The 12047-nt window shown below is 61.4% G+C and carries 10 protein-coding genes; 6 read left to right on the plus strand and 4 right to left on the minus strand.

Going from position 1 to position 12047, the window contains the following annotated elements; genetic code table 11:
- The first annotated feature begins 9 nt into the window (after positions 1-9).
- The gene (locus NKJ15_RS20940) at positions 10-1005 is read left to right on the plus strand and encodes a sterol desaturase family protein (protein WP_023677167.1); all 996 of its coding nucleotides are present in this window, start codon (positions 10-12) and stop codon (positions 1003-1005) included.
- Positions 1002-2171: a GNAT family N-acetyltransferase gene (locus NKJ15_RS20945; protein ID WP_352817254.1), complete on the plus strand. Its 1170-nt coding sequence runs from the start codon at positions 1002-1004 to the stop codon at positions 2169-2171. The genes NKJ15_RS20940 and NKJ15_RS20945 overlap by 4 nt, the downstream gene beginning before the upstream one ends.
- A 145-nt stretch (positions 2172-2316) precedes the next feature.
- Here the strand turns inward: NKJ15_RS20945 and NKJ15_RS20950 are convergent, their stop codons facing one another.
- The 4 genes from NKJ15_RS20950 to NKJ15_RS20965 form a co-directional block, all read right to left on the minus strand.
- On the minus strand, positions 2317-2628 hold the full coding sequence (locus NKJ15_RS20950; protein WP_036238601.1) for a UBP-type zinc finger domain-containing protein: 312 nt from the start codon (positions 2626-2628) through the stop codon (positions 2317-2319).
- Positions 2629-3057: 429 nt separating this feature from the next.
- On the minus strand, positions 3058-3984 hold the full coding sequence (locus NKJ15_RS20955) for an NADP-dependent oxidoreductase (protein ID WP_352449638.1): 927 nt from the start codon (positions 3982-3984) through the stop codon (positions 3058-3060).
- A gap of 111 nt (positions 3985-4095) precedes the next feature.
- Positions 4096-4533: a CBS domain-containing protein gene (locus NKJ15_RS20960; protein WP_352472517.1), complete on the minus strand. Its 438-nt coding sequence runs from the start codon at positions 4531-4533 to the stop codon at positions 4096-4098.
- Between the two features lie 508 nt (positions 4534-5041).
- Positions 5042-5917 (minus strand): AraC family transcriptional regulator, encoded by an 876-nt coding sequence (locus NKJ15_RS20965; RefSeq protein ID WP_031211896.1) that lies wholly within the window; start codon positions 5915-5917, stop codon positions 5042-5044.
- A 198-nt stretch (positions 5918-6115) separates the two neighbouring features.
- On the opposite strand from NKJ15_RS20965, the gene NKJ15_RS20970 reads away from it, so the two are divergent.
- The 4 genes from NKJ15_RS20970 (at position 6116) to NKJ15_RS20985 (ending at position 12041) form a co-directional block, all read left to right on the plus strand.
- Positions 6116-7582: an alpha-glucosidase/alpha-galactosidase gene (locus NKJ15_RS20970; RefSeq protein ID WP_352472519.1), complete on the plus strand. Its 1467-nt coding sequence runs from the start codon at positions 6116-6118 to the stop codon at positions 7580-7582.
- Between the two features lie 119 nt (positions 7583-7701).
- The gene (locus NKJ15_RS20975) at positions 7702-9786 is read left to right on the plus strand and encodes an ABC transporter substrate-binding protein (protein WP_352817257.1); all 2085 of its coding nucleotides are present in this window, start codon (positions 7702-7704) and stop codon (positions 9784-9786) included.
- Positions 9787-9898: 112 nt separating this feature from the next.
- Positions 9899-10906, plus strand: a complete 1008-nt coding sequence (locus NKJ15_RS20980) for an ABC transporter permease (RefSeq protein ID WP_352817260.1) — start codon at positions 9899-9901, stop codon at positions 10904-10906.
- 1 nt (position 10907) lies between these two features.
- Positions 10908-12041 (plus strand): ABC transporter permease, encoded by a 1134-nt coding sequence (locus tag NKJ15_RS20985; protein ID WP_352467677.1) that lies wholly within the window; start codon positions 10908-10910, stop codon positions 12039-12041.
- The last annotated feature ends 6 nt before the right edge of the window (positions 12042-12047 follow it).

Here is a 12047-nt window from a genome sequence, read left to right on the forward strand (position 1 = left end):
GCTGCATCAATGTTTTCCGAATTTGCCAGAGCGATTGTGGAAAAGCTTTCGAACGTCAATCTGACCACGCTCGGCCTGCTTCTCCTCACCGCACTGGGCAGCGCGGTGATCGCCTACTGGCGAACTGCCGAACATAAGTCCCTCAGGGACTTTTTCGACTTCGCCTTCCCACAGGAAGTCATCCTGCACCCGTCGGCGCGAGCCGACGCCCTGTTCTGGATCACGAAACGGGCGATGATGCCTTTCCTGCTTATTCCTGCCGGCGTCACCTTCGTCGTCGCGGTGGGCTATGGCACACGCGAGGCAATTGGCTGGCTCCTTAACATCCACGCGCCGCTTCTCGGCGGCCCGGCGGGACCGGTGACGATCGTCATCTTCACCGCAACCATGCTGGTCGCCTATGATATTTCATACTACCTCTACCACGTCGCCCAGCACCGTTTCCCGTTCCTGTGGGAATTGCACAAGGTACATCATTCGGCCGAGGTGATGGTGGGGATCACCAAGGACCGGGTTCATCCGCTGGACGATCTGATGAACCGTATGTGGGATGGCGTCATCCCGGGCATCTGCTTCGGTGTCTGGAGCCTGATCGCACTCGATCCGGTAGAGGTCGCTATCTTCGGCATCAACGTCTACGTCATCCGCAACATCCTGATGATGGACTTTGTTCGCCATACGCATCTCAAGATATCGTTCGGCCCGTTGAACAACATCATCCTGTGTCCGCACTGGCACCAGGTGCATCACAGCATCGACCCGCGTCATTATGACAAGAATTTCGGCCTGCTTTTTTCGTTCTGGGATCGTCTGTTCGGAACGCAATTTGTCCCGGAGCCGGATGAAGACCTGAAATTTGGCCTGGTCGATCGCGATGTGCGCGATTACCAGTCGCTCTTTGGGCTCTACATCCTGCCGCTCAAGAAGATGGCAAGGCATGTCATGCGACTGTTTCACAGACGGCCCAATGTGGTCGCGCAGCCACAGGACAGTTCTCCTTCATGAACACCGCTGTTTCCATCGACGTCCTAAGCGCGGAGCGCCTGGAAATCGTCCGTTCGGCGGATCGCCTGGCTGCGATCGAAGCCGCTTGGATGGAGCTTTGGCATCGTACCGACGGGCTGATCTTTCAAAGCCATGCCTGGATTTCGGCATGGTGGAGTACCGTACAACGCCGTGACCAGCGCGCGTTGCGGATCGGCCTGGTCTGGAAGGGCGAGAGACTCGTTGCTGTCGTTCCGCTGGCGATCGGCAGGCGCAGGGGGCTGCGGTTTCTCGAATGGGCGGCCGGCAGCTATACCGACTATGGGGATATTCTCGTTGCTCCGGAATGCTCGTTATCGGCGCTGCAGGAGCTATGGACCCAACTCTGCGATGCCGGCGGCTTCGACCTTGCCTTGATCAGTCGTCTCTCGCCGGATGCGGCGGCCCGCAAAATTTTCACGCCGGGAGCTTCCGGCGGCATCAGGCTTCGTCCGTTTCACCGAACGGAAGTCAGCTATCGCGTTGCCGGACAATGGGAAAGCGGAGCGGCATGGTTGGCGGGCCAGTCGAAAAAGACGCGCCAGAACTATCGGCGCGGCATCAAGGCGCTGGAAGAAACCGGAGAGGTGAGATTTCGCCTGCTTGCCCCCGACGAGCCGCTGCAACCGGTACTGGAGCGCCTCGCGGCCTTGAAGCGGAAATGGCTGACCGAGCGCATGCGTGAATCAGACCTGTTCGAAGAGGGCGTGCCGGTACTCGCCGCGCTCGTCGATGCGTTGGCGCGCGCCGGCGTGCTGCATATCTTCGTCCTCGAATGCAATGGCGTGATGGTCGCGGTGTCGATCAACTTCGTCCAGCATGACATGATGATGGCCTTCGTGACGACGTTCGATCCGGATTTCGGCCGGGCGTCGCCGGGTGTGATCCTGTTGATGGATTACGTGCAGTGGTCGATCGATCACGGCTTGAGCATGGTCGATTTCCTCTGTGGCGCAGAGTCGTTCAAACACAAATTCTCAACGCAGGCGGTTACGCTGGAATCCGTCATCGGGACGCGCACGGCACAGGGCGCGCTTGCATCTCTTGCCGATCGTGTCCTCCAGACGGTCAGGCATATGCGCGAGCGGTCATCGGCACCACCAGAGGGACGCGATGCGCCCGCTCAAGCCGAAGCAGCCTTGGACTAAAGCGCGTCGCGTTCGATCGGCCTCATGCAACGCGCTTTAGATTCTTGTTTTATACATGTCGTTATCGCAAAACCGCTGCACACTTTTGCGCGACATGCTTTAGAACGGTTCATCGTTTCACGGAAACGGCCCGCTCGCAAAAAGCTCAAATGAAGCGCGGTATCGGACCGTTTTGCGGCGTGGTGCGGTCGCCGAGGTCGAGGAAGATTTCGTCGATGTAGCACCATCCCCAACCTTCCGGCGGATCGTAGCCTTCGATGACAGGATGGCCGGTTGCCCGAAAATGCTTGGTGGCATGACGGTTGGGCGAGTCGTCGCAGCAGCCGACATGGCCGCATGTGCGGCAGAGCCGCAGATGCACCCACTGCGAACCGCTCTTCAGGCATTCCTCGCAGCCGAGCGCGCTCGGTGTCACGTCGCGAATGTCCCCGGCGTGCCTGCATTCGTCTGCCATCATACGCTCCTGACCAGTTGTGGCGCCACGGCGAGACTGCCGTTTCGCGCGAGATATTGGCGGGTTGAGACATGGTTCGAACCTATCGCCGGTTTCCGACAGTTTGAAGCGGTTTTTGCGGCTTGCGGCCGGTAGGAACCTGGCTCGCCTGTCGGTAAACGCTGTGTGCTTCACTTCGCAGTTAGCTGACGGCGGCCGTGCGACGGTGTCGTCGCGACGTGCCTCACGATCCGTTGCATCTCCTTGATTTGTTTGATTTGCGCATCCCGGCAAACCCGGCGCATGCTGCTTTAGCCGGCACCTGCCTAAGCCGGCCAGGCCCGGCGGGCCGTCCTGTGTCAAACTCTCGGCCGCCGGGCTTCTGGACAGCAGAAAACGGCCTGTGTCCGAGCACTCCGCAAACTGGCCCGCGGCCTGTTGTTCGGCGAGTGCTCAGGCAGCTACCTGAAGCACAATCTTGCCGCGCGTGTGCTGCTTCTCGAGCTGTTCCTCGGCCCTGGCGACTTCCTCAAGAGGATAGATTGCCTGCACGAATGGCCTGACCTTCCCGGCGTCGATGAGGCGGCTGATCTCGGCAAGCTGCGCCGCGTTCGGCTTGGTCAAATAGGAAACGCCGCGAGCCCGATGCAGGCGGGCCTTCTCCGCCGACGGTTCGGAAAGCGTTGAGACGAGCGTCCCGCCGGGCTTGAGCACGTCCCACGAGCGGTCCTGTGTTTCACCCGCTACCAGGTCGAAGACGAGGTCGACGTCCTCGACAAGCTCCTCGAAGCGCTGGTTCTTGTAATCGACCGCCTGGTCGGCGCCAAGCGCGCGGACGAAATCGAAATCCTGCGCGGACACAGTCGTCGCGACAAACGCGCCCGCGGCCTTTGCGAACTGCACCGCCAGATGACCGACGCCGCCGGCGCCGCCATGGATAAGGACCCGCTGCCCGGATTTGAGGCCGCCGTGATCGAAAAGGCCTTGCCACGCGGTAAGGCCGGCAAGTGGCACGGCGGCGGCTTCGGCGTGGCTTAAGCGTTGCGGCTTCGCCGCCGCCTCCGTTGCCTTGACGACGACATATTCGGCGTTGCCGCCGCGGTCGTTGCCGAGCATGGCATATAGCGGATCGCCCTTCTTCAGCGTATGAGCCCGCGTGCCGCACAGTTCCACCACGCCGGATACGTCGCGGCCGAGCGTGACGGGCAGATCCGCGCCCGAAGAGCCCTCGCGAACCTTGTAGTCGACGGGATTGACGCTTGCCGCGTAGACCTTGAGCGTGACCTCGTCGTCATGCGGCTGAGGCAACGGAACCGCGTCCAGCGAAAGAACCTCCGGTCCACCAAAATCGTGGATACGGACGGCCTTCATCGTAATCATGGCTTGCTCCTCGGGTTGCAGTCCAGTTCGCCTCTGAACAGTTTCGCCGGCAGGCCGGCGTCTATCCAGCCGGCGGTTCGGTCGTAGCAAAGGCCGGCCGATGGTGCGCCGTCAGTGTATCGTTTGCGAATGCTCGCCGCCGGGTTGCGAGATGCCGCTCAGCGCTTCACCTGCTGTTGCCGTCTCGCTGTTGGTGGCGAGGTCGCCCAGCGAAACGATGCCGACCAGGCGCTTGTCGCGATTCAGCACCGGCAAGCGGCGCACTTTCAGGTCAGCCATGTTACGCAGAACATCCTCCGCGTCTTCGTCTTCGAAGCAATACCTGACCTCGGTGCTCATCACTTCCCGTACCTTGGCGTCAGGTGTCTTGCCTTGGGCGACGCCGCGGATTGCGATGTCGCGATCGGTTACCATGCCGACAAGCCGATCGTTCTCGCCCACCGGCATTGCGCCGGCGTCGAGGCGACCCATCATTTCTGCCGCATCGCGCAGGGTTTGCTGCGGACTGGCGATCTCGACGTCCTTTGTCATGCAGTTGCCAACTTTCATTTTAACCTCCCTTGGTTGCAGGGCCCGCCGCCGGTTTCCATGATGGAAGGGTGAATGAGCGCCAGCGCAAAACGTTCCATGGCAAGACCCGTTTCGAGCGCTTCGCCGAAATCACCCCTGCCATCCTCCACCCGACCGCCCCTTCAGTCGGTCGGCCCGGGAAAGGTCGGTTCCGAAGGAATTTCGGAAGGCGTGCCGGGAGGAACTCCGATCGGCTCCTGGTCCGGCGTCGGAATTGGATCCGGTGAGGGCGGGGGAACGCCTGGAGGTTCTCCCGGCGGAGTCTCCGGCGGGGCAGGCGGCCGGGCCGGCTCCGGATTGGGATTGTCCGGCAGTGGATTCGGGTTGTTTGGATCGGGGTTGTTCATCGATCACTCCCCTGACATCTGTGGCCTGATCGCCGCCAGAGCGGGGGTGCGGCAGCGGCGAGCAGGCTCTCTTGTCCTAAACCAAGGGGAAGCAAAAGCGTTCCCGCACCCGATGCCAAGCGCGGTGCCAATCTATCGGGCTATCGGGCGGTTCCCAGGCTGGCATACATCCCGTTGGTGCGGAACTGCGTCGGGTTGATGCCGTAGAGGCGGCGGAAGACCTTCGAAAAATAATTGGCATCCTCGAAGCCGCACATGATGGCGACTTCCTTGACCGGCAGGAAATCGGCCTTCGTCAGCAACTTCGCCGCCCGCTGCAGTCGCTGCTGCAGCACGAATTCGGCGGGCGGAAGTCCCTCGCTCTCGGCGAAGCAGCGCGAGAAATGCGCGCGGCTCAGGCCGCTGATCTCAGCGAGATCGGCAACGCGGAGCGGCCTGTCGAGATTGGCCCTGATGTGATCGATGACCGGCTGCATGGCGCTCTTGTCGTCGGTGACGGCATGCGAGCCGAAGACATCGTCGTAGAGCGCCATGGCTGCTTCATAGGCGACGGCCGAGGCGGCTCCCGGCGAGACCGCGCCCGTGATCAGGCGCACACTGCAATCAGCCAGATGATCGATCGTCGAGGGCTGCAGCCGCAGCACCGGACCGACGGCGGCAAGGATCGACTTGTGGATGCGCAGTGCCTCCTCGCCGTTCATCGATATCCAGAAGAACTCCCAGCGTTCGCCCTTGGCCAGCCAGTAACGGTGGTTGTGCGGCACGAGAACCAGCAAAGTGTCGCCCTTTTGCAGGCGGTAGTTCCGGTTCTCGTAGCGCAATCGGCCGGTGCCGCTGATCGTATGCTGGAGCACGGTAAACGGCGTCAGGCCGCGCTTGCGCCCATCCCAGTCGTAGACCTCGTTCTCGCGCACTTCATAGCCGGTGCTTGTCGGCATGGTGTGTAGGCGCTGGCGCCCGCGCGGCAGCGATACCGTCCTGCCCGCCGGCCCGATGTCGATCAAGTTCCGCAGCACAAAATTACCCCTAAAAGCATAATCCTTCTCTGGTCGCGTGCCGAATAAGGCGCATAATCCCTCGAGAAAAGCAAAAGAAACCGCGGTCAAAGAGCGGATGGGAGGAAGTGCTGGATTCCAGCCTGCATAGCGTCGCAGGCGGGCCAGCCTCTTTTCGCCGCCTTTGCCCTAGCGTTCGATCAGGTCGAGGTGAGGCTGATGAGTTTCAAGATCGCTATCATCGGTGCGGGAAGCGTCGGGTTCACCAAGAAGCTCTTCACCGACATTTTGTGCGTTCCTGAATTCAGGGATGTCGAATTCGCATTGACCGATCTCAGCGAGCGCAACCTCCAGATGATCAAGTCGATCCTCGACAGGGTCGTCGAATTCAACAGGCTGCCGACCAAGGTTACGGCAACGACAGACCGCCGTGCTGCCCTCGAGGGCGCACGCTACATCATCAGCTGCGTTCGCGTCGGCGGTCTCGAAGCCTATGCGGACGACATCCGCATTCCCTTGAAGTATGGCATCGACCAGTGCGTCGGCGACACGATCTGCGCCGGCGGCATCCTCTATGGCCAGCGCAACATTCCGGTGATCCTCGATTTCTGCAAGGATATCCTCGAAGTCGCCGAGCCTGGGGCGAAATTCCTGAACTACGCCAATCCGATGGCCATGAACACCTGGGCGGCGATCGAATATGGCAGGGTCGATACCGTCGGCCTCTGCCACGGCGTCCAGCATGGCGCCGACCAGATCGCCGAAGTGCTCGGCGCCAAGTCGCGCACCGATCTCGACTACGTCTGCTCCGGCATCAATCACCAGACCTGGTTCATCGACCTGCGTCTCAACGGCCGCAAGATCGGTAAGGACGAGCTGGTTGCCGCCTTCGAGGCGCATCCGGTCTATTCGCAGCAGGAAAAGCTGCGCATCGATGTCCTGAAGCGCTTCGGCGTCTATTCGACCGAAAGCAACGGCCATCTTTCCGAATACCTGCCCTGGTATCGCAAGCGGCCGGACGAAATCACCCGCTGGATCGACATGTCCGACTGGATTCACGGCGAGACCGGCGGCTACCTTCGTTATTCGACCGAAACACGCAACTGGTTCGAAACGGAGTTCCCGCAATTTCTGGAATCCGCCGCCAGGCCGATAGACCCCGCCAAGCGCTCCAACGAGCATGCCAGCCACATTCTCGAGGCGCTGGAGACGAACCGCGTTTACCGCGGCCATTTCAACGTCAAGAACAACGGCATCATCACCAACCTGCCGCAGGACGCGATCATCGAGTCGCCCGGCTTCGTCGACCGCTTCGGTATCAACATGGCCTCCGGCATCACGCTGCCGGAGGCCTGCGCCGCCACTTGCATTTCCTCGATCAACGTCCAGCGCATGTCGGTTCATGCGGCGATCTCCGGCGATATCGACCTGCTGAAGCTCGCGGTCCTGCACGACCCGCTGGTCGGCGCGGTTTCGACGCCGGAAGAGGTTTGGCAAATGGTGGACGAAATGGTCGTCGCCCAGGCTCGCTGGCTGCCGCAATATGCCGATGCGGTGCCGGCCGCGAAGGAACGGCTTTCGAAATCCAGGATCAAGACCCGCGAATGGGCCGGTGCGGCAAGGCGCGACGTCCGTTCGATCGAGGAATTGCGTGCGGAAAAAACGGCTCTCAAGCAGGCCGTCTGAATTTCGCCAGAACGGATCGCGGCAAGCTTTCGGGAGGATTTTCCGCACCCGTCTGTACATTCGTTCGAGGAGAAATGGAGCGGCGTCAACGCGCTCCTGAACAACAGGGAGGAGAGACGATGAGGAATTTTCGAAACATTGGCATTCTCGCCGGGCTGGCGCTTAGCGTCTCGGCCTCGGCGCTGAACGCGTATGCATCCGAGCCGACCGTGCCGCCGGTGCCCGCGCAATTTCCCGCCGAGGGAAAGATCAAATACGTGGCGCGCGACTCCATCCTGGAGTTCAAGGCACTTCCGGAATACCACGAACCCGATTGGGTCACCGACAAATACGTCAAGGCAGGCAAGCTGCCGCCGGTCAAGGACCGGCTGCCGAAGGAGCCGCTGGTCTTCAAGACCGGCAATATGCCGGACGGCGTCGGTGTCTACGGTGATACGATGCGTCATGTCATCGGCGGCCGGCCGGAGGGCTGGAACTACGGCGCCGGCCAGACGCAAGGCTGGGGCGGTATCGACATCGGCCTTTCCGAATGCCTGACGCGCACCGCGCCGCTGTTCCAGGTCGAGGCCAAGGACACGGAGCCGCTGCCGAACCTCGCCAAGAGCTGGGACTGGTCGAAGGACGGCCACACGCTGACGATGCATCTGGTCGAAGGCGCCAAATGGTCGGACGGCGTTCCGTTCAACGCCGACGATGTGATGTTCTACTGGGACGACGAGGTGATCGACCCCAATGTGTCGCCGCTGAACGGCGCGACGCAGGAGACCTTCGGCGTCGGCACGACGTTGAAGAAAATCGACGACTACACCGTCGAGTGGACGTTCAAGGACGCCTTTCCGAAACAATACCTTTACGCCATGGCTTACGGCACCTTCTGTCCGGGCCCGTCACATATCCTCAAGCCGCAGCATCCGAAATATTCGAAGAACACCTACGAGCAGTTCAAGAACGCGTTCCCGCCGGAATATATGAACATGCCGGTGATGGGCGCCTGGGTGCCAGTGGCATACCGCCCCGACGACATCATCGTCATGCGTCGCAATCCGTACTATTGGAAGGTCGACGAGAAGGGCAACCAGCTGCCGTATCTCAATGAACTGCACTACAAATTGTCGACCTGGGCCGACCGCGACGTTCAGGCGGTATCGGGGGCGGGCGACTTCTCCAATCTGGAGCAGCCAGAGAACTTCGTCGCCTCGCTGAAGCGCGCGGCGCAAAAAGACGCACCGGCACGGCTTGCGTTCGGCGCGCGGCTGATCGGCTATAATCTGCGCATGAATTTCTCAGCCAATGGCTGGGGCAACCCCGACGAGCGCGGACAGGCGATACGCGAGCTGAACCGCAACGAGGACTTCCGCAAAGGCGTCACCATGGCGCTCAACCGCAAGGCGCTCGGCGACTCGCTGGTCAAGGGTCCGTTCACTGCCATCTATCCGGGCGGCTTATCCTCGGGCACGAGCTTCTACGACCGGAAGTCGACGGTCTACTACCCCTTCGATCTCGAAGGCGCTAAGGCGGAACTCGCCAAGGCAGGCCTGAAGGACACGGATGGCGACGGCTTCGTCAATTTTCCTGCAGGTACCGCCGGCGGCAAGAATGTCGAGATCGTGATGCTCGTCAACAACGACTACACCACCGACAAGAGCCTTGCCGAAGGTGTCGTCGCCCAGATGGAAAAGCTAGGGCTGCGGATCGTGCTGAACGGACTCAACGGCACCCAGCGCGATGCCTCGCAATACTCCGGCCGCTTCGACTGGCTGGTACGGCGCAACGATCAGGAGCTGACTTCCGTCGTCCAGAATACCGATCAGCTGGCCCCGGTCGGTCCACGAACCAGCTGGGACCATCGTGCGCCGGAAAACGGCGAGGTCGATATGATGCCTTTCGAGAAGGACCTCGTCGACATCGTCAACAAGTTTGTCTCGTCCGCGGACAATGACGAGCGCGCCAGCCTGATGAGAAAGTTCCAGAAGATCTTGACCGAGCACGTCTACAATGTCGGCCTGACGGAATATCCCGGCGCGCTGATCATCAACAAACGCTTCTCCAACATCCCGCAGGGCACGCCGATCTTCATGTTCAACTGGGCCGAGGATTCGATCGTCCGCGAGCGGGTCTTTGTCGCTGCCGACAAGCAGGCCAAGTACGAGCTGTTCCCCGAAGAGCTTCCCGGCAAGCCCGGAGACAAGGGCCCGATGAACTAGGTTTACCTCCCCTGACTGAGACCTCCGGCCGCGCCAGTTGGCGCGGCCGGACAAAGCAAACCTCCGTACGCTCAAAGAGAGCGACCGGCCAGACAAGGAAGCGGACCGACCGATGTTGCGATTCCTGCTCACGCGCATAGCGTCGGCGATCCCGGTCCTCGCCATTCTGAGCCTGGTCACCTTCGCCATCATCCAGGCGCCGCCGGGCGACTATGCCGACTACATCCGCTCGCAGTTGATCAATCAGGGCGGGGCCTCATTCGCCGAGGCCGACGCGCAGGCCAAGGCCTATCGGATAGAACACGGTCTCGATAAGCCGCTGCCCGTCCAGTATTTCAACTGGATCGGCGGCATCATCACCCGCGGCGATTTCGGCTACAGCCTCTATTACAACAAGCCGGTGGCCGATGTGGTGGGCGAGCGGCTGCCGCGCACGCTGCTGCTGGCGCTGGTGTGCCATCTGCTGGCCTCGGTCCTCGGTATCACCTTCGGCATATGGGCGGCGACCAGGCAGTACAGCTGGATCGACAGTACGCTGTCAGCGATTTCCTTCCTCGGCATGACGGTGCCGCGCTTCCTGATGGCGCTGATCATCGTCTATCTGCTGGTCTTCCAGTTCAACGTTTCCGAGATCGGCAGCTTCTTTTCGCCGCAATTTGGCGGGGCGCCGTGGTCCTGGGCGAAGGTCGTCGATCTCGTCCGGCATGTCTGGCCGGTTGTCGCCATCGCCACCTTCGGCGGGCTCGCCTACAACATGCGGGTGATGCGCGGCAATCTGCTCGACACGCTGAACGCGCAATACGTCGAAACCGCTCGCGCCAAGGGCCTTAGCGGCGGTGCGGTCGTGATGCGCCATGCGGTGCCCAATGCGCTGCATCCGCTGGTCATGTATCAGGGCGTGGTGCTGCCCTATATGCTGACCGGCGAGATCGAGACCGCGATCATCTTTGCCCTGCCGACCGTCGGCCCGGCGATCGTTGGCTCGATGGCGGTGGGCGACGTCTATGTCACGGCGACATTCATGATGGTGCTGTCGGCGACGCTGATCGTCGGCAACATCATCGCCGACATGCTGCTCGTCATGCTCGATCCGCGTGTGCGCCAATATGCAGGGTCCTGAGATGCTTGCTTTCGAGCCCTCGCTGCCGCCACTTGCCGAGGAACCGGCCAAGATCAAGCCGCGCGGCAATGAGAGTTACATCGCACTCGTCTGGCGCCGCCTGAAACGGTCCTGGACCGGCATGGCCGGGCTCATCCTGGTCGCGTTTCTGGTGCTGCTGGCGGTGTTTGCCGACTTCTTCGCACCGATGGATCCCAAGGTGACCGATGTCGGCTTCGCCCCGCCGCAGATGATGAGCTTCCATGACAAGGACGGCAACTTCGTCTTCCAGCCACGCGTCTATGCCCTGGCGGATTCGGAAGACCTCGACCCGGTCACCTTCCAACCCGTCGTCGGGCCGGACTACGACCATCCGCGGCTGCTCGGCTTCTTCGTCAAGGGAGCGGAGTACAGACTGCTCGGCCTGCTTCCCGCGAACCGGCACTTCTTCGGCTCGACCGACGGCCAGCCGGTGCACTTCCTTGGCACCGACAAATTCGGTCGCGATGTGCTGGCTCGTGCGATCTATGGTTCGCGCATCTCGTTGATGATCGCATTGACCGTGGTCTTCATCGTCACTGTGATCGGCACGACGGTCGGCATGGTGTCGGGCTATTTCGGCGGTACATTCGACGTCTGGGTCCAGCGCTTCGTCGAACTGGTGCTCGCGTTTCCGCAATTGCCGCTTTATCTGGCGCTGACCTCGCTGGTTCCGGTGACGGCGCCGACGAATGTCTTCCTGGCCTTCGTGATCGTTGTCATGTCGGCACTCGGCTGGGCGCAGATGTCGCGCGAAGTGCGCGGCAAGACCCTGGCACTGGCGCGGATTGATTACGTTCGTGCGGCGATGGCGGTCGGCGCCACAGATGGCCGCATCATCATGCAACACATTTTTCCAAACGTGATGAGCCACGTGATCGTTGCGGTCACGTTGGCAATCCCCAGCGTGGTTCTGCTCGAATCCTTCCTCGGTTTTCTCGGCTTCGCGGTGAAGCCGCCGCTGATCTCCTGGGGCCTGATGCTGCAAGACACCGCGACGTATTCGGTCATCGGCACCTATCCCTGGATCCTCTCACCGGTCGGCTTCGTGCTTGTCACCGTCTTCGCGTTCAACGCGCTTGGCGATGGACTGCGCGATGCGGTCGATCCTTATTGAGCATGA

This window comes from Mesorhizobium sp. M0207 (assembly GCF_040321995.1).
Classification (GTDB): Bacteria; Pseudomonadota; Alphaproteobacteria; order Rhizobiales; family Rhizobiaceae; genus Mesorhizobium.